Here is a 21,887-nt window from a genome sequence, read left to right as displayed (position 1 = left end):
ACCTTAGCGCGCCTCGGGCAGGCCAGGGCATCCGGAGGCCGCCGGGCGGCGCGCGTGGAGACCGAGCCGAGAAGCCGCCTCCGAGGCCGCCCCGCTCTGACCGTCCCTGACGAGCACGAGCCGCCATGCCTCCCGGGCTTCCTCGTGCCGGCCCAGCGTCGCGAGGCAGTCACCCCAGGCCAGCAAGCCGTCCCCACCCTGGCCCTTGTAGGGGTGTGCGGCGCCCGCCTCGAAGAAGCGCAGGGCTTCCTCCAGGCGCCCCGCGGCCAGGGTGATGCGCCCGAGCAGGAACAGCCCGTTGCGCGTGCTCGACACCCGGCGCGCGAGTTTCATCCCCCCGCGCGCCTCCCGCTCCGCTTCCTCGTACCGGCCCAGGGCCAGGAGTGCCGCGGCGCGGGTGAAGTGCACCTCGCTCCGATACACCCGGGACACGCGCTGGCGGTCCACGTGCTCGAGCGCGGCGAGCGCCTCCTCACCGCGCCCGGTGTGCGCGAGGATCCACGCCCGCTGGACGGGGAAGAAGTTCCACAGGAAGGGATACGCACGTGCCGGCTCTTCCAGGGCGGACAGGCGCGCGCTGGCGGCCCCCCAGCCTCCGAGGTTGTAGACGGCCTCGACGAGGTTGAACCGGACCATGGCCCACTCATTCCGCTCGGGGGACGGCACCTCGGGAGCCGGTGGACCGTGCCAGCCCCGCTCGATGTCGAGCGCCTCCAGGTAGCGGCCCGCGTTGATGAAGAGGTTGACCACGCAGGTGGCGCAGGGCAGGCAGCCATCCGCCCTGGCATGGACCGCGAGGCGGCGGGCACCCGCGAGGGCCGTCTCGGTATGGCCGAGCGCCGAGTACGCGTAGAGCTCCTCGCGCCACAACCTGGCCCTCATCCAGGCGTCGAGGGGAAGCCACTTCAGCAGCCAGGCGAGAGCGAGGGTCGCGCGGAAGGCGCCCCATTCGCCGCACCATGTCGTGAGATCCAGGAGGAGCCGATGCACCTGGCCCCAGAGCAGCAGCGAGGCCACGAGGACGAGCAGCAGCTCGGGGGGAAAGGGGGAGAAGCCCGCGATGGCGAGGGTCATGGCCGGTATGCCTCCGTACCGGGACACTCTACCTGATTGGGCAGGTGGGCGGGGCGACTTTTCAGGTCATGTGTCGAGGAAGCGGCGCTGCCATCGTCGAGTGAGGTCCCGGGAGGTGGGCTCTTCGTACAGATAGGGCTCCAGCACCCGGGCCAGGGCGCGGTACGACCGCATTTCTCTCTTCTGCTCCACATCGCCCGCTTCAGGCCATTGCCCCATCGAGACCATCACCTTCTGTGTGCTCAACTGCTCGATGGACACCTCTGGGTGATGGGTCAGCCGTGCGCGAATTCCTCCTGCGCCTCCGAGTCGTCCGAGCAATGTCTGTCCATAGAAGTTCAGCCAGTAGGCTCCCCGTACCTTCTCACCCAGGTTCATGGATGTGGTGCTGAGGTCCTGTATGTCCATCCCCGGGTAGCGGAAGCATTGCTCTTGGATGAGCTGCATCACCGGCTTGCTCGGCAGGAGATGGTTGAACGCAAGACTGACGTAACCAGAATCGAGGGGGACCTCGCGTGCAATCGCCACGGCGAGTTCCTTGACGTGCTCGGGGCCGTGCTCCTCCAGATACTCCGTGGGCAACCAGAATGAAACCGCGCTCACGAAACCTGGCGGGTCGAGGTCTTCTCGTGACCTGCCATGGTATTCGAAGCGAAATCCGCCCACCTGATTCTCATGCTCCTCCAATTGCAGGATGCAACTGGAAGGTGCTCTCAGCTCGTCGCGAACCTTCTCCCACTGTGCATCATCGAGAGGCCGTACAGCTCCCGCCCAGCCCTTGTATTCCTCGGAGGCCAGATCGCCTCCCATGTCCACGTACCAGCCCAGCTTCTCGTGCCCCACCGCATCGAGGTAGAGGTTCAGGGCGCGCATGATGGTCCGTGAGATGGTGTCATGCGGGCGCCGCATGAAGAGGCAGAGGATGAGTCCCTCTCGCAGGACCAGTCTGCCATCCGGCAGGCTTTGCCTGAGTCTCGGGTAGTGCTCGCTCACCATGTGGGCTCCCGAATGACTCCGTCCAATGGGGTGACGCGGTAAGGTGACTGTCCCAGGGCGCGCTGGTACATCTCTCCTTGTGTACGGCCCTGATAGGGATGCCCTTTGGGGTACTTCCTCCAGAAGGGCGGGTTCGTCTCCGGGCAGGGAAACTTGAAGTCGTAGACAGCCCAGACTTCGAGAGGATCTCCCGTGTGGATGACGACATCGGGCTCCAAGGTGCCCTCGAGCTCTTTCTCACGCCCTTGTCGCACGAGCCTTCCTCTCGCTTCCTTGCTCACGAGACTCGTTCGTCCTGTCGCGGGGTTGAAACTGTAGCGTTGTTCCAGGCTGAATTGCCCGGGAATCAGTTGTCTCAATGCCAGGTCGGCGCACTCGCGGGCTTCCTGGTGCTTCTCCAACCCCCAGCGCATCGCCTGTGTTACAGGCCGCTGGTGGGACTCGCCATGCTGTGGTTCCGGTCACCCCCGGAGCACGTCGTCGAAGGGTGGCGCTTCGCTCCCTGGTTGTCCCCAGCGGAGGCCCGGGAGCGGCCCACCCTCCTTCAGCCGTGTCAGGGTGACGAGCAGTGTGACCCTCCGTTCGTGTGTTTCCATGACCCGCGCATCCAGCAGCGGCAGTGCACGGGCTCGGGTTGCGAGTCGGACTCCTGGTGTCCACCCCAGACCGCCTGCCGGGCCATTCCCCTCCGAGGCAGGGACAGGATGGCCCTGCGCACCTGTGCCCATGAGGGCCTGCGCAAGGAGGGAGAGCGGTGTCTGCGTTTCGTCCAGTGGCCCATGAGGGAACGGGCCTGTGGGGAGGGGCTCGTCTGCTCGGTTTCCGGCTGGTGCGGCCGGCCGTGCGTGCCCGGAAACGAGGGGACATGCCCGGAAGGCTTTTTCTGTGCTCGTGGGGACCCTGACGGGCCCGTGTGCCAGCCCACCTGTGAGGGCCGTGCGTGTCCCGAGGGCCTGGAGTGCGTCCGGCGGGAGGGGGGCGTGTCGGTGTGCCTCGCGGTGTACGGGCGCTCGTGCCATGGCGACGAGCCCTGTCCCGAGGGGACGGTGTGTGAGACGGAGCCGTTGCTCACCCTGGTGGGGCAGGCCCGGAGGTCGTGCGTCCGGACCTGTGGACACGAAGGTGCCGAGAGCTGTCTGGAGGGCTTCGTCTGCCACCAGGGCCGGTGCCGGCCGCGCTGCTCCCTGACGCGGCCCGATTCCTGTGGGACCCGGTTCTGCGTCTCCACCGACGACGAGGGCAACGGCATCTGCCTGTTCTCGCCGGAGCAATGGGACATGGACATCGAGCCGGCCCGGGATGGCGGGTGAGCTCGCTCATCCCGGGCTCGGACAACTCCGAGCTCAGAACGAGGCGTCGAGCTGGAGCCGCGCGAGATGCCGGCCCGCGGAGCGGTCGTGGCCGAAGATGTAGAAGTAATCGGTCTGCAGTTTGAACGCGTGACCGTTCAGGTAGACGTTGAGTCCACCCCCCACCTGTCTCCCCTGCGTGTTGACCTGGGTGACGAGCGCGGGGTCCGTCCCCGCGAACGCGAACAGGTGGTCCCACCGGGCGGCGACCTCGACCAGCGGGGACACCATCAGGCCGGCCTGGAGGAAGTAGCCCCAGCCGGAACGTGAGTACTCCCGGATCGCCGCCCCGCTCGCGTTGGTCCCCTCGAGGACATCGCGCCCCGCGTTGCGAAGCACTGCCTCGCCGAGGAACGAGAAGCCGCCGTACTTGAAGACCACGTCGGCGGCGGCGTGCCGGTAGTCCAGCGTCCCGAGCGTCAGCGCGTTGCCCGTGGTCGACCTCTGGCGGTTCGTCCCCTGGTTGTAGCCACCGGCGAGCCCGATCGCGAGGCGCGGCCTGGGCAGCCGCTGCAGGTCTCCTTCCTGATCATCGTCGAAGGCGCCCCACGGACGGAGCACCAGGCGCGCCACGTAGATGCCCCCCGTCGCCTGGGGGCCGAACCGGTTGCGTCCCTCGCCGCCGCCGACGAAGAGGTGATAGCCCAGCAGGCCATTCAGCCCACCGAGGTCGTTCGAGTACAGCATCAGACCGACATCGCGATCCAACGTCAGCTCCTGCACCACCTGCTGCCGGTCCACGAGCTGGAGCGCGAACTCCCGGATGGTGCGGGCCCGGTCGAACGGAACGAAGTACTGCCCGACGCGCAGGTTGAGATCGCGCACCTTCGTGTAATCGATGAACGCATCGAAGATGGGAGAGGAACTGCCCGTCTCGAAGTCGTTGCCGCCGAAGGCGAGCTGAATGGTGTACTTGAGGTCGGTGGTGAGGACATGCCCCTGGGTGATCAGGCGCAACGTCTTCACGTTGATCTCGTTGGTCGTCTTGTCCTTCTCCCGGGCGAGCGTCTCCCGCAGCTGCGCTCGCGCCCTGACCGTGATGCCAAAGCGGCCGTCCTCGGTCGTGACCGTGAGTCCCTTGCCCGGCGCGGCCGATACGGAGACGCCCTCCTCCCGCTGGCTCTGGAGCAGGCGGACCTGTTGCTCCAGCTCCGCCAGCCGCTCGGCGGTGGCGGCCGGTGCATCCACCGCTGGGGCCGGCGCTGGCTCCTGGGCGCTCGCGGGCCCGTGGACCAGGACCGCCGTCATGGCCAGCACGAGGGCGGCATGCGCGCGCACGCCCTTCGTGTTGCCGGCCTCCTCTCGTTTCATGTTCGCAGCTCGCATTCCTGACCTCTCCTGGGGTGACCCGGACCGAGGCACGGCTGCGATCGAGCATAGAAGCTCGAAAGCCCACCGGGCCCTCGCGGGGGGTGGGCTTTCTCTTCCTCTGTCGTGCGGCGGTCCTACTGCCGCTCGACGGAGGGGAGACCCACCGTCAAGGCAGGACAGCGGCAGCTGCAGGGGTGACGCGGAGGAAGCATGTGCATCCAATATAACGGATGAACCTCCGCCAGCAAGGAGATTCCCGCCAGGCACCCGGGGAGCGCTCCCCCCGGCGGGCCTTCAGGCCGCGAGCTTGTTGCTCACGGTGTGCGGCACGGGCCGGTGCGTCGAGGGCAACCAGACCAGCGGGAAGCCGATCTCCGGGTACTGGGAGATCATCTCCCGGAGGTAGCGGCACATGCTGAGGACCATGCTCAGCACCATGACCCCCAGCAGGCCGTGGTGGAGCACGGGCTGGAGCGCCTGGGGCAACGCGGACAGGGGGAGCACCAGGAGGAAGAGCACGCACTCGGCGGTGAGCCACGCGGGCGGCTTGTTGACGAGCTGGCGCGCATGGACGCCCACCGCGAGGCTGCTCATGGCGAGGGCGACCAGGGCCCGGGCGGAGAAGACATCGCTCCAGTCGCTCAGCCACGTCACGTACAGGCCGAGGATGAGCGCGGGCGCCGTGAGGATCCGCACGTAGAAGCGCGGCGAGGAGAGCGGCGAGCGGTACATGAGCACGAGGTCCTGCAGCAGCGACCAGGCCCCCGCGCCGAAGGCCACGAGGCTCAGGATCGCATAGGTGAGCTGGAAGGCGGGCTGCTCGAGGATGGCCACGCCGAAGACGCAGACCGACAGCCCCAGGAAGAGACAGAAGACATAGTTCCAGAGGTGGTTGATGTAGGGATCGCGCATGACCCCCGTGGCGAAGTAGCGGCACAGCCCGAGGTAGAAGAAGAGCTGCCCGGTGGCGGTGAGCAGGATGTAGGGCAGGAAGTAGACGCCGTGCCGGGGGCCGAGCTGGGCCACGATCATCACCGCCATCGCCGAGTTCATGACGTCGACCCAGTGGTCCCAGAAGTGGCGGGCGGTGGACTGGGTCCCGTTGCGCCGGGCCTGGGTGCCGTCCATGGCATCCAGGCAGAAGTGGAGCACCCGGCAGACCACCCAGAGCGCATACATCCATTTCGCGCGCTCGAAGGTGTGCACGGCGGCGAGCAGGAACAGGTGCAGCAGCAGCCCGGGAATGCCGAGGACGACCGGGGAGAGCCGGTAGGGGAGATGGTGGACGGCGAAGTGCCGGCACTCCTCCCGGACCACCCGGATGAGCGCATCCTCCTCCAGGCGCTTGTAGCTCTGCTGCGTGTCGAGGACCAATACATGGGGCTCCAGCGCCCGTGCCTGTTGCGTGCTCATGGCCAGTGTCCGTTCACCCGGGCCGGTGTCGTTGCCCTGGGTGTGGCGAACAATGCGAGGGATGGGGCTCGAGCGCGGTGCGCGGCGTCACACGAGGACTGTGGCCCGCGTCACAGCCCCGAGGGCGGATCCGGGGCGGCGCCGGAAAAAAATCGGAGGCCTTGCCCGCCGGAGCGGCTCACGGGTCCAACCCATCAGACAGCGCACGAAAGGGAAATCCCATGAGCCACAAGCGTTTCAATCAGGTGTGTCTGGTGGCGGCCGCCGCCTCTCTGCTGGGTGCCTGCGAGGGCGGGCTCACGGCCGCGGAAGCGCCGCACTCCGACCGTGGCGGTATCGGAATGGAAACGCCGGTGCCGGCTCCGGGCGCCGACGAGTCTCCGGCCACGGGCTCCATCGACATCCGCCGCTCGCTGGCCGTGACGGAGAAGAGCATCCTGGCCCGGTTCGGGGGACGGCGGGTGTTCAGCAAGCTGGTCGCGGACCATGGCGGGACGGGCTTCACCCCCGAGCAGCTCTTCCGCCAGCTGTGGGACACGCAGAACCCGGCGCCCGGGCAGCCGGATCTGGCGGGCATGCCGCACTGCACCGACATGGGCAACACCCTCAACGGCTTCCCCTACGTGTGCCGCCCGAGCGAGGGCGGACAGGCGCGGCCGGGCTCGGTCATCAACCTGGACAGCTATGCGGCGGTGGGTCTCTACAACCGCTTCGATCTGGCGCCCGTGGACGGCTCGAACTGCGGCGAGTACCGCATCGTCCTGGCGAAGCTGCCCTCGGCGCCCGCCAGCCGCAACTTCATGATCTTCGAGGCGGTGCTGCCCAACCCCCAGCCCGAGCTGGGGCTCGAGGGCTGCCGGCCGGTGGCCGACTTCTGGGCCGGGCTGTCCGCTGACGCCGATCCCGCGTCGCGCGCCAGCAAGCTGGAGGCCTTCTACTTCACGGGGTTGCCGGGCTTCGAGCCGGTGGTGGCCATGAACCACTACGGCAACAACCCGGGGAGCCTGGGCCAGGTGCGCACCAACCAGTTCCTCCAGGGCGGCCCCACCGCGCCCCCGATTCCGTGGATGATGCGCGAGTTCAAGCTGGTGAGTGACTGCACCTCGCAGCCCTCGTGCACGCTGAAGTTCGTTCCGGCGACGGTGAAGACCAACCCCTTTGGCGGGCTGTTCAACCCGGCGTCCACGGACCCGCGGGCCTCGGCCTTCCAGAGTCACTTCATCTCGCAGGTGGCGAGCCTGGCCATCAACGACATCAACCGCTTCAACCACTCGGTGCCGGATCAGTTCAACGCCGCCCAGAGCGACTCGCAGACCCGGGGCGGAGCGGATGACTACCTCGCCCAGTTCGGCCCGGGCCCGAGCCCGTTCCACCAGGCCATCGGCCAGGAGCTCGCCCGCGTGGGCAGCACGCTGACCCCCCATGACATCGTCGCGCGTGCCCAGGCCCTGTCCTGCGGCGGCTGCCACCAGCGCAACAGCGGCAGGCCCGTGGGCGGTGGCCTGACGTGGCCCGCCTCGGCCAACTTCGTCCAGAGCACGGAGAACGATGATCCGGCGGACCCGGGCCGCTTCGCCATCTCCCCCGCGCTCCGGGACCAGTTCCTGCCCCAGCGCAAGGCCGTGCTGGAGCGCTTCCTCAATAATTGAGTTCGGCCTTCAATCCAGGTTGAGCTTGATTTTCAGGTTTTGGAGCAATATGCGGACCTCTCAACGGAGGTTCGCATGAGCGGTGGACAGACGAGGCCGTGGGCAGCAGCGCGGATGATGAGCTTCATGGGAGTGCTCGCCATGCTGGGAGTCTCGAGCATGGCGGGTCCGGCCGCGGCGGCCATGGCCCCGCTGGCGGCGCTCCAGGCCGAGGTGACGGCGAACCTGCCGTACCCGACGCGGAGCGAGTACCGCATCAAGGGCCTGCAGCCCGACTTCTGGCCGAGCTACGACGAGGTCACCGGCAACAACACGGGCGGCGTGGCCATGAACCTGACGTGGTTCACCTGGGAGCCCACCGCGAAGGCGCCTCCGTGTGCTTCGAATGAAGTGGAGTACAGCGGGCGCTGCTTCGTGGTGGATGCGGCGGTGGACTCGGCCATCCGGACCTGGACGGCGCGTGGCGTGGTGGTGACGGCGGTGGTGTACGGCGTCCCCGCGTGGGCGCGAGCGGGCCGGGTGTGCACTCCGGCGGGGCCCGGCTTCGAGATCTTCTGCGCGCCCAACAACGCGGCGGACTACGGGCGCTTCGCGGGCATGCTGGCCTGGCGCTACAACGGGCTGAATGGCAACGGCCGCATCGCCGACTTCGTCATCCACAACGAGGTCAACTCGAACGTCTGGTTCGACGTGGGCTGCGGGCAGGGCGCGGGGGCCTGCAACACCCAGACGTGGCTGGACACCTACGCCGCCAACTACAACGCGGCCTATGACCAGGTCGTCGCCTGGCAGCCCGCCGCCAAGGTGCTCATCTCGCTCGAGCACCACTTCGGCCCCGAGTTCGACCAGCCGGGCGCCAACGAGCCGCTGCTCTCGGGCATGACGTTCCTGAGTGGCTTCGCCGCGCGGGTGGGCTCGCGCGCGTGGCGGGTGGCCTATCACCCCTATCCGCCCGATCTGCTCAAGCCGCAGTTCTCCGCGGACGACTACCCCCGGGTGACGTACGGCAACATCGGCGTCCTGGCCGGGTGGCTCCGCAAGACGTTCCCGAACGTGCCGTCCTCCTGGGAGCTCCAGCTCACGGAGAGTGGCGTCAACTCGCTGTCGCCCAACTCCTCGGAGGCGGCGCAGCAGACGGGCGTGTGCAACTCGTTCCGCAACGTGCTGGGGACGCCCGGCATCGAGAGCTACATCTACCACCGCATGAAGGACCACCCGGACGAGGTCTCCAGCGGTCTGGGCGTCGGGTTGCGCCGCGCGGATGGAAGCGCCAAGCCGGCCTGGACCACGTGGGCGCTGGCCAACCGGAATGACCTCAATCCGCCGCAGCTCTCCTGTGGCTTCGAGGACCTGCCCTACACGCGCCTGCGCCGGAGCTACAACGCGACGCGTGGGCACTGGGCCTCCACGCGTCTGCCGCCGCCGGGCTTCACCGTGGAGTCCTCGTGGCGGCTGCTGCGCGCTCCCCAGCCGGGAACGCGGATGCTCTACGAGTGCCGCGTGGGCGATCACAACCTGCTGACGCCGGATGTGAACTGCGAGGGTCTGCAGCCGCTCGGGCCGGTGGGCTACGTCTACACGTCCCAGGTGGCGGGCACGGTGCCGCTCTACCGCTGCCGGATCTCCTCCAACGGAGATCACTTCGTCTCGCCCGCGTCCAACTGCGAGGGGCAGACCGTCGAGTCGCTCCTCGGGTACGTCGTTCCCTGAGACAGCCTTCTTCCGTGGACGCCAGTGGGGAATCCCCTGGCGTCCCGGCCCTCACCCGGCTGCCTGGTCCTCCTGACCGGGCATTCGCCGTGCGTACCCTCGGAACGAAGCTCCCACCCGAGGGTTCGCCCGATGAGACACAACCGGCTCGAGTCCTTCGCCCTGCTCGCGGCTTCGTGGGTGACCACGGCCGCGTCCGCCTGTCCCAACTGCGAGACCTCCCAGGTGGTCAAGGCCTCGGTCCTGGGTGAGGACTTCTGGCGCTATCTGATGCTCCGCCGCAGGTTCGTGGTCAGCACCATCCCCCCGAGCAGCACCGGCGTGCTGCCCCGGTTGCGCAGCTCCACCCAGCCCTCGCGCGCGTCCAGCGCCTCCAGCACCAGCCCGGGCTTGCGCATGCGGTAGCGCTCCAACTCCTTCAGGACGAACGCCCGGCGCAGGCGGACGAAGTCCCTCATCCAGGCGCGGCCCTTCTGGAACTTCAGTGGATGCCCCCGGCCCGCGGGATGGGAAGCGGGTTCTCCCAGGTGGGAGGGCCGTTGTCCGCTCGGGGCTCGGGACTACCCGCTCAGCGGCAGCCGGTGGCCGAGGGAGGAAGCGGGGAGCCGACACGGTCCAGCCACCCGCGCTCCCGCCACTCCTCCTTGCGGACCTCCACCGCGTGCGACAGGTCCCGCTCGAAGCTGTCGGCGAGCGCCCGGGCGAGTGGCGCGTCCTCGACGACGAGCGCCCCCTCCTCGAGCATCGCGCTCGCGTTGGGCTCCAGGTTGTTGGAGCCCACGGCGGTCAACTGGTCATCCACCACGAGCGTGCGGGCATACAGGGGCGCGGACTGGTACTCCCAGAGGCGCACGCCGCTCTCCAGCAGGCGCTCGTAGGAGGCGCGCTGGGCGGCGAGCACGCCGGAGGTGGCCTCGTCGCCGGGCACGAGGATGCGCACGTCCACGCCCGCGCGGGCCTTGCGGATGAGCGTGTCCACGGTGGCGGCGGTGGGGACGAAGCAGGCGTTGGTGAGCCACAGCCGGCGCCGGGCGGCGGCCATGAGCACCTGCACCATGCGCTCGGAGTGGCTGAGCGACGGGGAGCCGGTGCTCGCGACGAAGCCCGCACGCGCCTCGCCGCGCGGCTCGAGCGTGGGGAAGGCGGACTCCGGGAGCAGTCCTCCGCCCGCTTCCAACCAGTCCCGGGCGAAGGCCTGCTGCAACTGGCGCACGGCCGGGCCCTCCACGTGGACATAGGTGTCGCGCCACGCGTTCACCGGTGTCTGCCCGGTCCGCCATTCCGGGCCCACGCCGGAGCCTCCGGTGAGGCCGCTGCGCCCGTCGCGGATGACGAGCTGGCGGTGGTTGCGCGCCTCCAGCCGCTCATCGTTGAACACCACCTCCGAGCCGACGAAGGGCCGGAAGGCGCGGACGTCACACCCGGCCTGGACGAGCCGCGGCTCCACCGTGTCCTGGAAGCCCGGGCTGTGGAGGGAATCCACGAGGATGCGGCACACCACGCCCGGCTGGCGCCCGGAGAGCGCGCGCAGCAGGCGCTCCGAGGCCTCGCCCGGCTGCCAGTTGGAGGCGAGCAGGTGGATGGACTCGCGGGCCTCGCGGATCTCCGCCTCGAGCCGCTCGAGGATGCGGGCGTCCTGCACCAGCTCCACCACATGGCCCGTGCGCAGCCCCACGCCCACGGACTGGTACAGCGCGAGCGACAGCTCCGGCCCCGAGTCCGCCACGTCATCGTAGACGCGCAGGGCTTGGGGGTAGTCGCGGTGGACGCAGGCGGTACCGAGCAGGCAGGCGAGCAGGACGCGTGGAAGACGATTCACGGCGGCCAAGCTAGGCATCCCCTGGCGAGCCGAGCAGGGGGGAGCGGCGGGCAGACGGCCGGGCCCGGTGCGCTGTCCTGACCCGGGTGCGGCTGCATCCCTACCTTCGCACAGATGACCTGCCAGCCTGGAGGGAGGCGAGATGGAGTCCTGGAACCGGACGTCGGCCGACTCGGTGCGTACCCACACACCGGACGGGGTGAACCGGCGGATTGATGCGCGGGTGGAGAAGTGCGTCCAGGGCATGGCCGAGCACATGGATCGCTCGGTCATCAGCACCTACCTGGAGAAGCTGGAGCGCGAGTGGGACCTGAACCGGGTGGTGACGGTGGCGGCGTCCGCGGTCTCGGTGCTCGGCCTGGTGCTGGCGGCGAAGGACGGCCCCCGGTGGAAGCTCGTGAGCGGGGTGGCCGCGGGGCTGCTGTTGCAGCACGGCCTGCTCGGCTTCGGTCCGCTCTCGGAGCTGGTGAGGGCGCTGGGGGTGCGGACGCGGCGGGAGATCGACCTGGAGAAGTTCGCCCTCAAGGCGCTGCGGGGCGACTTCGAGCGGATTCCCCACGACGGCGGCCCGCTGGCCCGGTCCAACGCCGCGCTGGTGGCGGCGCAGTCCTGAGTGGACCGGGGTGAGGGTCTCTTCAGCCCCCACCCCGGACCGTGACGGCGCGGCCGTCAGAACCCGCCGACGTTGGGTCCCCCGAGCGTCACGGGAGGCCCGGGGATGCGCTTCTTCTGGGCGCCGGGCGGGTCGCCGTGTCCCTTGAAGAGGTAGCCCTCGAGCCCGGCGAGGCCGATGGAGAACTGCGTCACCCACTTGTCGGCCGGCCGGCCCACGGGGGCGTTGATGTCGAACGGGTAGGCGAAGTGCAGGCGCAGGAGGATGGGACCGAGGCCCACGTTGACGCCCACGGCGGCATCGAGCACGCGCCGGTTCCACAGCTCGCGGGCCGTGCCGCCCACGCCGCCCACGTCGAAGCCGGCCACGCCCATGAGGGAGTTGAGGAAGGCGATGCGGATGAGCGCATCCAGCGGCACGCGCAGCTCCAGCGTGGAGTACAGGTAGTGCTGGCCGAGCAGCCACTGCTCGTTGCCGAAGGGCACGCCGCGCAGGGTGTCGAAGCTGGAGAGGTAGAAGGACTGGGAGAAGCGTCCACCGAAGCTGGTGCCCGCGCCGCCGCGCAGCATGATGTGGGTGCTGCCCAGCGGGATGGGGAAGTAGCGCTCCGCGTCCAGGCGCAGGTTGCCGTAGAACTGGCCGTTGAAGGGCTGGACGCCGGTGGTGATCTCGCTCAGGAACGAGGTGCCGGAGATGGGCACCCCCGTGTAGTGGTAGCGCAGCGTGTTGTAGCCGAAGGCCAGCGAGCCCTCCGTCTGGAAGCGCATGCCCGGCCTGTTGCGCTGCCACTCCGAATACAGGTCTCCGATGCCGTTGATCTCCTGCAGGTTGAGGAGGAAGGCGGTCGTCGGATCCAGGAAGTACGAGGCGCCACCGATGCTGAGGTTGCCTTCCAGGAAGGTGAAGGTGCTCAGCGGATAGCGTGCCAGGGAGGTGGCGCCGAAGAAGCGCTCACCCGCGACGAGTGCGTAGTAGGGCAGCTGGTTGCGGTAGCGGCTCAGCGTCTGGTCCAGCCGGAAGCGCAGGGACTGGAAGAGGCCCAGGCCGTACATGGTCCGCTGGGACTGGTTGATGTACAGCAGGTAGCCGTCGGTCAGGTCGAACGAGCCGTACACGGCCACCTGCAGCATCAGGGCGTGGTTGCGCATCCGGTCCGCGGCCGAGGCGAACACCTGGCCGTAGAAGCCGCCGCCACCCGCGCCGGCGAAGCCCATGATGGGGCCCAGGTCGATGTTCTCCCGGGCGAAGGGCTTGTAGGGCTCGGCGCCCACCAGCGAGCGCTGGGGCAGGGGGCTCGGCGGGCCCGCCTCCGCCTTGGAGGCCTGTGCCACCTCGAAGTTCATCAACTGCTGCGAGCGCAGCAGGGCCGGCTTGCGCTCACCGGACACGTGGTAGAGCAGCCACAGGTTCCCATCCGGAGCGGGGCTCGGCTCGAAGAGGCCGGTGGTCACGTCCGTGCGCCGCACGATGCCGCCACCGCCGGTGTACTCGTGCAGGTCCGAGCGGCTCTTCTCGTACGCCACGAAGAAGAGGCGGCCGTCGGGCATCACCGTCGGATCATTGTGGTCCCTCGCCTCGGTGGTGAGGCGCTCCACCTTGTCGGCGGCCTCCGGCTTCACCCGGAAGAGGTTGTAGTAGCCGTGCGAGGTGGCGTCCGAGGTGAAGACGATGCCCGCCGGGCCCCAGGTGAGGCTGCGCTCGGCGTACACGTCATGGGTGATCTGCCGGGGCTCCACGTCCAGGCCCTGATCCAGCGGCAGCACGTACACGTCGCGCGTGCCCGACTCGTTCAGGCCGATGAAGGCCAGCTGCTTGCCATCCGGCGAGAAGGCCGGCGAGTACGCGGCGATCAGCCCGTGGTCCGCGAGCTTGTAGGACACGCGCTCGCCCAGCTCGAAGCGCACCTTGAAGGGCGGGTCCTTGCGCAGCCCGGAGGGGTTGTTGAGGTAGGGGCTGCGGCCCATGGACGGCAGCGCGCCCGTCATGGAGATGGGCTCGGCGGTGTGCTTGAAGTTCTGGACGTAGAGGATGTCGCGCGAGAGCGACTCGGCCACGAAGACCAGCTTGTCGTCCGTGAGGGCGAAGTTGCGCCCGAACACGGGGTGCAGCGACTCGTAGCCCGGCACGCCGTCGCCCTGCACCTTCACGCTCTCCTGGGGCGCGCGCGGATCCAACATGATGAGCTGGCTCTGGCCCGTCTCCGGGATGATGCTCCGGTACATGATGATCCGGCCATCCGGCGAGCTGTTGAGCGAGGTGACGATGCCCCGGCGCTCGCGCAGCACGTCGATCTGCGGCGTGGACTGCTCGGCCTTGAGGTAGGTGCGGTAGGCGCGCTGCTTCAGCCACGCCTCGAACTTCGCGGCCACCTTCTGCGGATCATCCCCGGTGAGCATCTCCACCAGCCCCTCGAACTGCAGCTCCGGCGTGTTGGCCGTGCCGGAGACGAGCTTGGGCGAGTTGTCGATCACCTTCTGGATGAAGCCCCGGCCGTACGTCTCCTCCAGGAACTCGCAGCGCGCCTGGCCCACCTTGTAGATCCACAGGAAGCCGTAGGGCCCGGGCGACCAGAAGTCGAGGAAGGCGTACCCGCGCATCAGGTCCGGGTTGATGAGCAGATCCCTCACCATCATCTCGCCTTCGGGGTCCAACCCGCCCTTGGCGTAGAACTCGGCCAGACCCTCGATGAACCAGAGGGGGATGGCGTTGAGCGGGTCTCCGGACACCTTGGCCTGCTCCGCCAGGAAGCGGACCTTCTGGATGGTGAACTGGTGGGCCATCTCGTGGGAGCTGATCTCCCCGAAGAGCCGGTGGTCACCCAGGTAGGGCAGGGCCAGCTCCAGGTTGCCCTGGGTGCTGGTGACACCCAGCGTGCCCTCGGACACCGCGAAGACGTTGGTCTGCAGGAACTCCTGGTAGCTGCTGTAGAGGATGTACGGGAACGTCTGCGTGGGAACGAACTGGAAGCGATCGACGAGGTAGCGGTAGGCCTCCTCGAGCTGGGGCGCGGCGTACTGGGCCACGTTCCGTTCGCTCTCGTAGAAGTAGAAGCGGACACCGCCGCTCTTGGCGCCCAGCGACGTGGCGTAGGCGGGGCCGCCGCCATCCGGGGTGCCGCCGTCGGCGGACAGGGCGATGGGGACGTAGAGCTCACCGCCCGTGGCGATGGGCGTGCCTCCATCCCGCTGATTGTCGGCCACGGGGGTGGGGCTGCCCGGCTCCACGGACTCCACGGGGCTGCCACCGGTGCCCTGCTCGCCCTGCTTGCCTCCCTTGGGCACCTGCGTCGCGTCGGCGGTGGGGACGCCCGGCCCGCGCATCTGCGGGGTGGTGGGGGAGGCGGGGGTCGGACCTCCCGGCGCGCCCGGTGGCTGCATGTGGGCCCGGTGGGCCGCTGGGGCGGCTACACCCTCGGCCTCGGGGCCCACGAGGATGTCCATGTGCTTCCACTCGAACTCATACGTGTGCACCGGCGAACGTTGAGCCCGTCGCGGAATGACATAGACCTGGGCCAGGGCGGCCTCTGAGAGGACGAGGGCCAAGAGGGTGGCGGTGAGAAGACGTCGATTCACAGGGGCGACCTCCCGGGTGGGGAGACGAGGGACTGAGCGAACCTAGGCAGGCTTCCTCATATAGACGAGTGGGCAGCCGGGCGCTTCTGTATGATTGCTCAGCGTTGCACGTCCCCGCGTCGCCGGGTGTTGGGTGAACCAATGCTTTCGCATCCCTCTGGCGCCCGGTATGGATGGCGCATGAATCGTTCTCTGGTGGTCATGGCGGGAGCCCTGCTCCTCGCCCTTCCTGGATGCCCGAACACGGCGGAGGAGAAGCACGAGTGCGATCTCCCGGCCTTCGACCTGTCCGCATGTGACCGGTCGGGTTTCGCCGCCGTCCAGGCCGATGGGGTCTGGAAGACGAACGTCACGATCGACGGAGTGGGCACGCCGACGGCGTTCTTCCTGACGCCGGATCAGTCCCAGTCCCTGCTCTTCGTCACCCCGCTCTCGGAGCGCACCGTGGAGGGGGAGACCTTCTACCTGGCCGCCGACTACGAGCGCTCCTTCTCCACGCTCCGCATCGCGCTCGCCGGCTGCGAGGCCCCGGCGCCCCATCAGGTGAAGGGGCAGTTCCGCCGCTGCGTGAATGGGGAGAAGGACCTGGAGGGCACCTTCGAGGCGGTGCGCGTCCAGCGGCCCGCGGGCGAGCAGGAGGCGTCCGGGGTGGAACTCGTGTCGGAGATGGCCCTGCCGCGCGGCATGGCCATGGACGTCTTCGTGTCGGGTGGGTACGCCTACGTGACGGCGTTGTCCGAGGGCCTCTTCATCTACGATGTGAAGAACCCGGCGGCGCCCAGGAAGGTGGCGGAGCTCACCCCCACGTCGGACACCTGGTACCGCTCCTGGGTGAAGGGCACGACGCTCTATGTCACCAGCCAGACCGAGGGCCTGCTCGTCTATGACGTGACCACGCCCGAGGCGCCCAGGTGGCTCACTTCGCTGCCGGGGGGGAGCTCCGTCCTGGCGGGGTGGGGCCTGTTCGTGGACGGGGACCGGCTCTACATGATGTCGCCGTCGCCCCGGGCCGAGGTGCTCATCTTCGATGTCTCCAAGCCCGCCTCGCCCTCGCTGCTCACGCGCTACTTCGTGCCGCAGAGCGACGCCCTGAAGGGGGAGTACCCGGTGGACGGGGTGGTTTTCGGCAATCGGCTCTACCTGGGTCACTGGGCGTATGGGTTGGCGGTGGTGGGGGTGACGAATGTGGCCGCCCCGAAGTTCCTGGGGCGCTTCGGGTACGACAACGCCACCAGCCGCACGGTGGCGGTGGGCTCCATCGGGGACCGGACCATCGCCTTCGAGGCGAGCGAGGGCTGGAACTCCCGGCTGCGGGCCCTGGAGGTGTCGGTGTCGGTGGACGCGAACATGTCGGAAGTTGCCCACATCACCGAGGTCGGCCGCTTCGAGATGGGGCCGGCGTCCCCGGTGCTCGGTTTGACGCTGGTGGGCACGAAGTTGTACGTCGCTCATAGCCAGGACGGTCTGCGTGTCCTGGACATGTCCAACCCGAGCACACCCCGGCAGATTGCCTACTACAATACGTGGCGGGAGACGGATTCAGGCCGGGGACGCGCGTTCCTGGACGGCCTCACTGGCGTGAAGGTGCCCGGCGACGGGTACGTGTACGCTACCGAGACGTCCTGGGGATTGCTCGTCTTCCGTGAGCAGTGAGTGAGGCGCATGAGCCAGACCGTGTCGAAGTCGTGTGAGCGGTGCCAGTCCCTTCCAGAGAAGCTGGAGCTGGAGGGGCCGGGCCGGCTCTTCCTCTGGCTGCCGCTGGGCCACAGCTACGGCAAGCTGGTACGGCAGTTGGGAGACTCCGGGCGCCAGCACCAGGCCATGCCGGATGATCGCTGCGTGGCGGTGCGGCTGGAGGGCGCGCAGCTGGGTTCCTTCGTGGCCGACGTCATGGGCGCGCTGACGGGCGAGGAGTCGCGGGCCACGCGCGCGCTCTTCGTCGAGGGCGAGGGCGAGCCGGGCCTGGGGGACTTCCCCCGGGTGGGCTCGCTGCCGCAGCTCTTCACCCTCAGCCGCTCGGGCTGGCTGGTGGACATGCTGGCCGAGAAGCGCATCACCAGCCACTACCAGCCCATCGTGAACGCCAAGGACACGCGCCAGGTGTACGCCTACGAGGCGCTGTTGCGCGGCCTGGAGCGGGACGGGGCGCTGGTGTTCCCGGGCAAGATGCTGACGCTGGCGCGCGACGCGGATCTGCTCTTCCAGCTGGACCTGGCGGCGCGGCTGTCCGCGGTGCGCGAGGCGGCGCGGCTGGGACTGAAGGTGCCCATCTTCATCAACTTCACGCCCACGGCCATCTACGATCCGGCGTTCTGCCTGCGCTCCACGGTGGCGGCCATCTCCGAGGTGGGCATGCCGCCGAGCAACGTGGTCTTCGAGATCATCGAGTCGGACCACACGCCGGACGCCAACCACCTCAAGTCGCTGATCGCCTACTACCGGCAGGCGGGCTTCCGGGTGGCGCTGGATGACCTGGGAGCGGGGTACTCGTCGCTGAACCTCATCCACCAGCTGCGGCCGGACATCATGAAGCTCGACATGGAGCTCGTCCGGGGCATCCACCAGGACTCGTACAAGGCGTCCATCACGGAGAAGCTGCTGGAGCTGGCGCAGAAGCTGGGCATCCTCACGGTGGCCGAGGGCATCGAGACGCCCGAGGAGCTGCGCTGGGTGCGCGAGCACGGGGTGGACTTCGTGCAGGGCTACCTCATCGCGAAGCCGAGCAGCCCGCCCACCATGGTCACGCCGCACTACTCCTGATTGACGAGCGAGGCGCCCGAGCGCTGGAGGCTGAGCCTCCAGGCCTGGTGCAGCTCGAAGCCGGCGCTCTGCAGCTCCAGGCGGGCCCGGTAGATGTCGCGCTGCTCCACGGCCTCCTCGAGGGTGGTGAGCCGGCCGAGCGCGCTCTCGATGAGGCGCGCGGTCTCACCCCGGCCGCTCCCGGCGGCGCTGGCGAGGGCCTCGGAGATGTCCTGCCGGGCGTAGGTGAGCGCGGGGCCCACGGAGAAGTCCCCCTTCTCGAGCAGCTGGTCGGCGGTGATCATCCACTGGTAGCCGCTGCTCATGCTCCGCACGCTCTGCTGCCGGAGCTGCTCCAGGGCCTGGGCGCGGGCGCCCACGAGGGCCTCGCGTTGCTCCACGGTCCGCAGCCGCTCCTGGTCCTGCTGCTGCTGGCTCTGTTGGGCCTCCAGCTCGGTTCGAAGGAGCTCCACCTGGGCGCGCAGCTGCTTCACTTCCGCCTCGCGGGCGGCGCGCTCCAACTCCTCGAGGGTGGGGGGAGAGGGGTTCTGTCCGAGCAGCAGCGTCAGGGAGAGGGCGAGAGGGCTCATCTCCCCAAACGTGTCCACCGCTGGACGAACCGGTACAGCCCGGAGGACGAGCCTCCGTCCCGCCGTCCGAGGGGCGAGCGGACGAAGTGCCCGCCCCGGCCGGACGTGTGCCGCATCAGCCCTCGAAGGTGTCCTTCATGCGGTTGACGGCGGCGCTGCTCATCTGGTCGATGGTCTGCTTGAAGGTCTGCTGCATCAGGACCTGCTTCATCATGACCTTGGAGGCCTGCTCGAAGACCTTCTCCGGGGAGGCGTTCGGGTTGGCCTTGAGCCACGTGGCCATGTCCTTCTGGATGCCCTCCAGGGCGCGGCCCTTGAAGCTCTTGCCCAGGCTCTCGATCGTCATGCCGTAGCCCTGGGCCTTCTTCTCACCCACGAGCTGCGCGAGGGAAGACATCACGTCCTCCAGCTTGGAGTCGGTGTTCACGCCGAGCTTGAAATCGGACCCGAGATCGCTGGCGGACTTCACGCCCTTGAGATCCTCCGCGGACGGAGGCTGGATCGTCGGGCCCGCCGTACGGGCCGCCGTGGTGGCGGCGAAGGAGGAAGAGTTGCTTCCGATGCGGGTGGACATGGCAACACCTTTCGGGAAAGACACGAATGCTTTGAAGGCATTATCGCCCGGTCCCCGGGGAAGTTGCGTGAGGGGGGGCCGAATTCTTCCCGTTTCCCGGCAGTGACCCGATAAGGCCCCTGATTCCAGGGGCTTATCAGAGGTCGATGCGCAGGCCCACGCCGGCCTGGAGCGTGGGCGGGGCGATGTGGATGGGAGGGATCTCCTGCTCGCCCCGGCGGATGGCCGGCAGGTTGAGGGCGAAGCGGAACTCGCCGCCCTTCTGGCCGTAGTTGAGGGCGACGAAGGCCTCGACGCTGAGGTAGCGCAGGGCCCGGTGCGTCACGTCCAGGCGGGTGATGAAGGAGCGATCCGAGAGGTTGCCCAGGTTGGACAGGATGAAGTTGGTGTTGTCCCAGGAGCCCGGTCCGGCGAGCAGCCCGTAGAGGGCGGCGTAGTGCTGGCCGATGAAGAAGGGCTGATACTGCCCCTGGAAGAGGAGGTACGGGTAGACCAGCGAGGAGGAGTAGCCCGTGGGATTGTAGAAGTACTCGACGCCCACGGTGGCGGTGTCGTTCTCCGAGTAGGCGAACGTCCAGGTGGCGCCGGTGCTCAGCTGGGGGATGTACGAGCCCTCCAGGTAGGTCGTCTCGATGGGGATGGAGCCGAGGTCGAGCGGTGGGCCGTCCCCGTTGACCTGGCTGAACAGCTCCTCCAGGGAGACCCCCGCGGGCAGCCGGTAGATGGGGGTGTCGGAGCCCCTGCGGATGGCGAGCTCGCCGTAGATGTCGATGGGGCCGAGGCCGGAGGAGAAGTCGAAGCCGAAGCGGGGCTTGCGGCCGCGCTGGAGCACGGCATCGAAGCCCAGCTCGGTGGAGCCGAGCACCACCTCGGCGCGGGCGGCGCCACCGACGCGGCCGAGCGTGTCGGCGGGGCCGGCGTTGTCGAGCAGGCCGATGGCGTAGAAGTTCCACCCCTTGGCCTCCCAGGGCACGTGCACCTTGAGCATGGTGGCGCCGGTGCGCGCGTCGAAGAGGGCGAGCGGATCCCTTCGCTGGGGGCTGAGGAAGTCGGTGGGGTTCCAGAAGCGCGAGGGGCCCCACTTCACGTGCTGCTTGCCGGCGGTGATGAAGAGGGCGCGGCCCAGGTCGAAGCGCAGCCAGGCCTGGTCCAGCAGCACGCGCGGGTCCGCGGCGGCCGCGCCGGGTGCCGCGGGGAGGAGGCTGCCCGAGCCCTCCCTGCGCGTTGGATCATAGGTGAGCCGGCCGAGCACGAAGCCGCGGAGCCGGTCGGTGGGGCGCGCGTCGAAGTACCCGTCCACCAGCATGGGGGCGGAGAAGGAGGTGTTGCCGAAGGTCACCCCCTCGCTGCCCTGGGAGAGGGCGCGCAGGTAGAAGCGCCCGCCGATCTTCAGCGGGTCCTCGACGGCCTCCTCGGTGTCGAAGGCGTTGGTGGCCGAGGGCCCATCGAGCGCCTGCGCGTCCCGGTCCGCGGGCCGGGAGTCCCGGGCCTCGGGGGCCGGAGCCGTGGCCTCGGGCGAGTCCCCGAAGAGGGCGCTCTCGCCGGGGCGTGCCGCGTCCGCCGGAGCGGGCGAGGCCTCCTGTGCCTCTGGCGTCTCACCGCCGAAGAGGTCGGCCTCGTTGGGGCGCTCCTGGGCGAGCGCCGGCAGCGCGGTGAGGACCGCGGCGAGCGCCAGGGTGGTGCGGGTGCTCATCGGCTTTTGCTCTCGAGCCAGGCCTTGGTGAAGATGTTCTCCTCGAGCGGCTTGAGGTCCACGTTCTTCACGACGATGACGGTGGAGTTGGCCTTCTCCACCTCGTCATAGAAGCGCATCTCCTGGGGGAACCAGACGTCGGCCTTCTTGGACTCGCTGAAGACCTTCATCCACTTGGGGTAGTAGGAGGTGCGCATCAGGCGCTTGGAGAGGGCGAACTCCTGGCGCTTGAGGATGTTGGACGTGTCCTTGTCCACCCACAGGTGCACCACGGGGTAGGCCACGTCCACGCCCGGCCTGGCGGTGAGGACGAGCTTCCATGCGGTGAACTTGCCGAGCTTCTCCTCGCCCTCGAAGGCCGGGTCGAACTCCTCGGCGAGCCGGGACTCGTCGAAGTCGGCGCGGCGGCTGTCGGTGCCGGCGATGCGCTCGCGCTCGGTGCGCCGATCCCACTTGCCGGTGTTGGGATCATAGCTCCAGAGGTTCTTCTCCAGCCGCATGTAGCCCTTGCCGGCCTCGCCCTTGGGCCTGGTCATGAGGATCATCAGCTGATCCTTGGCGTCGCGGCGGTACACCACGGCCTCGCGCACGACGTCCGTTTTGTCCTTCTCCTTCTGCTCGATGTACATCAGCGACTTGTAGTCGCCGCCGTTGCGCTGGCGGTCGTCGAGCGTCTCCAGCAGCTTCTTGAGCTCGGCCGGGTCCTTCATGTCGGCGGCCCGGACGGCGGGAGCGGCGAGGAGCACCGTGGCGAGCACGGCGCCGAAGAGGTTGCGCAGGGTCAT

Annotated in this window: 17 protein-coding genes; 6 read left to right on the top strand and 11 right to left on the bottom strand. The window is 68.7% G+C overall.

Translation table 11 applies throughout. The features are described 5' to 3' along the window. Window positions 1–3 precede the first annotated feature (3 nt). Window positions 4–1,074 carry a tetratricopeptide repeat protein gene (locus tag VFZ09_RS01890; protein WP_329725714.1) on the bottom strand — a complete coding sequence of 357 codons (1,071 nt, stop codon included), beginning with the start codon at window positions 1,072–1,074 and terminating at the stop codon, window positions 4–6. A 66-nt stretch (window positions 1,075–1,140) separates the two neighbouring features. Further along, a complete protein-coding gene (locus VFZ09_RS01885; RefSeq protein ID WP_329725713.1) occupies window positions 1,141–2,070 on the bottom strand; it encodes a type VI immunity family protein in 930 nt (309 codons plus the stop codon). A gap of 980 nt (window positions 2,071–3,050) precedes the next feature. On the opposite strand from VFZ09_RS01885, the gene VFZ09_RS01880 reads away from it, so the two are divergent. Continuing rightward, the gene (locus VFZ09_RS01880) at window positions 3,051–3,380 is read left to right on the top strand and encodes a hypothetical protein (protein ID WP_329725712.1); all 330 of its coding nucleotides are present in this window, start codon (window positions 3,051–3,053) and stop codon (window positions 3,378–3,380) included. 33 nt (window positions 3,381–3,413) lie between these two features. Here VFZ09_RS01880 and VFZ09_RS01875 read toward each other — a convergent pair whose 3' ends face one another. Then, entirely contained in the window at window positions 3,414–4,730 is a 1,317-nt protein-coding gene (locus tag VFZ09_RS01875; protein WP_329725711.1) for a porin, read from the bottom strand. Window positions 4,731–5,024: 294 nt separating this feature from the next. After that, window positions 5,025–6,143 (bottom strand): CDP-alcohol phosphatidyltransferase family protein, encoded by a 1,119-nt coding sequence (locus tag VFZ09_RS01870; RefSeq protein WP_329725710.1) that lies wholly within the window; start codon window positions 6,141–6,143, stop codon window positions 5,025–5,027. A 221-nt stretch (window positions 6,144–6,364) separates the two neighbouring features. On the opposite strand from VFZ09_RS01870, the gene VFZ09_RS01865 reads away from it, so the two are divergent. Beyond that, on the top strand, window positions 6,365–7,792 hold the full coding sequence (locus tag VFZ09_RS01865) for a hypothetical protein (protein ID WP_329725709.1): 1,428 nt from the start codon (window positions 6,365–6,367) through the stop codon (window positions 7,790–7,792). A gap of 75 nt (window positions 7,793–7,867) precedes the next feature. Continuing rightward, entirely contained in the window at window positions 7,868–9,502 is a 1,635-nt protein-coding gene (locus VFZ09_RS01860; RefSeq protein ID WP_329725708.1) for a DUF5722 domain-containing protein, read from the top strand. Between the two features lie 263 nt (window positions 9,503–9,765). On the opposite strand, the gene VFZ09_RS01855 is transcribed toward VFZ09_RS01860, so the two are convergent. Together VFZ09_RS01855 and VFZ09_RS01850 are read right to left on the bottom strand one after the other, a co-directional pair. Then, on the bottom strand, window positions 9,766–9,960 hold the full coding sequence (locus tag VFZ09_RS01855) for a hypothetical protein (RefSeq protein WP_329725707.1): 195 nt from the start codon (window positions 9,958–9,960) through the stop codon (window positions 9,766–9,768). Window positions 9,961–10,070: 110 nt separating this feature from the next. Then, entirely contained in the window at window positions 10,071–11,321 is a 1,251-nt protein-coding gene (locus tag VFZ09_RS01850; RefSeq protein WP_329725706.1) for a phosphatidylserine/phosphatidylglycerophosphate/cardiolipin synthase family protein, read from the bottom strand. A 142-nt stretch (window positions 11,322–11,463) separates the two neighbouring features. Between VFZ09_RS01850 and VFZ09_RS01845 the strand changes: the two genes are divergently transcribed. Beyond that, complete coding sequence (locus tag VFZ09_RS01845) at window positions 11,464–11,934, top strand: hypothetical protein (protein WP_329725705.1); 471 nt, start codon at window positions 11,464–11,466, stop codon at window positions 11,932–11,934. Window positions 11,935–11,990: 56 nt separating this feature from the next. Here the strand turns inward: VFZ09_RS01845 and VFZ09_RS01840 are convergent, their stop codons facing one another. After that, a complete protein-coding gene (locus VFZ09_RS01840; RefSeq protein WP_329725704.1) occupies window positions 11,991–15,506 on the bottom strand; it encodes a tolB protein precursor protein in 3,516 nt (1,171 codons plus the stop codon). A gap of 180 nt (window positions 15,507–15,686) precedes the next feature. Here VFZ09_RS01840 and VFZ09_RS01835 point away from each other — a divergent pair, with 180 nt between their 5' ends. Together VFZ09_RS01835 and VFZ09_RS01830 are read left to right on the top strand one after the other, a co-directional pair. Next, window positions 15,687–17,159, top strand: coding sequence for a hypothetical protein (locus VFZ09_RS01835; protein ID WP_329725703.1), 1,473 nt, complete (start codon window positions 15,687–15,689; stop codon window positions 17,157–17,159). 9 nt (window positions 17,160–17,168) lie between these two features. Then, on the top strand, window positions 17,169–18,266 hold the full coding sequence (locus tag VFZ09_RS01830) for an EAL domain-containing protein (protein ID WP_329725702.1): 1,098 nt from the start codon (window positions 17,169–17,171) through the stop codon (window positions 18,264–18,266). Here VFZ09_RS01830 and VFZ09_RS01825 read toward each other — a convergent pair. The 4 genes from VFZ09_RS01825 to VFZ09_RS01810 all read right to left on the bottom strand — a co-directional run bounded on the left by VFZ09_RS01825 (window position 18,257) and on the right by VFZ09_RS01810 (window position 21,887). After that, on the bottom strand, window positions 18,257–18,835 hold the full coding sequence (locus VFZ09_RS01825) for a hypothetical protein (RefSeq protein WP_329725701.1): 579 nt from the start codon (window positions 18,833–18,835) through the stop codon (window positions 18,257–18,259). The two genes, VFZ09_RS01830 and VFZ09_RS01825, sit on opposite strands and share 10 nt — an antisense overlap. 115 nt (window positions 18,836–18,950) lie before the next feature. Next, complete coding sequence (locus tag VFZ09_RS01820; RefSeq protein WP_329725700.1) at window positions 18,951–19,409, bottom strand: hypothetical protein; 459 nt, start codon at window positions 19,407–19,409, stop codon at window positions 18,951–18,953. Window positions 19,410–19,545: 136 nt separating this feature from the next. Beyond that, window positions 19,546–21,102 carry a hypothetical protein gene (locus tag VFZ09_RS01815; protein ID WP_329725699.1) on the bottom strand — a complete coding sequence of 519 codons (1,557 nt, stop codon included), beginning with the start codon at window positions 21,100–21,102 and terminating at the stop codon, window positions 19,546–19,548. Continuing rightward, on the bottom strand, window positions 21,099–21,887 hold the full coding sequence (locus VFZ09_RS01810) for an outer membrane lipoprotein-sorting protein (protein ID WP_329725698.1): 789 nt from the start codon (window positions 21,885–21,887) through the stop codon (window positions 21,099–21,101). The genes VFZ09_RS01815 and VFZ09_RS01810 overlap by 4 nt, the downstream gene beginning before the upstream one ends.

It is taken from the genome of Archangium sp. (assembly GCF_036277355.1).
Classification (GTDB): Bacteria; Myxococcota; Myxococcia; order Myxococcales; family Myxococcaceae; genus Archangium.
The sequence above is the reverse complement of the archived record's forward strand: the minus strand, read 5'-3'. Positions and strand labels throughout refer to the sequence as shown.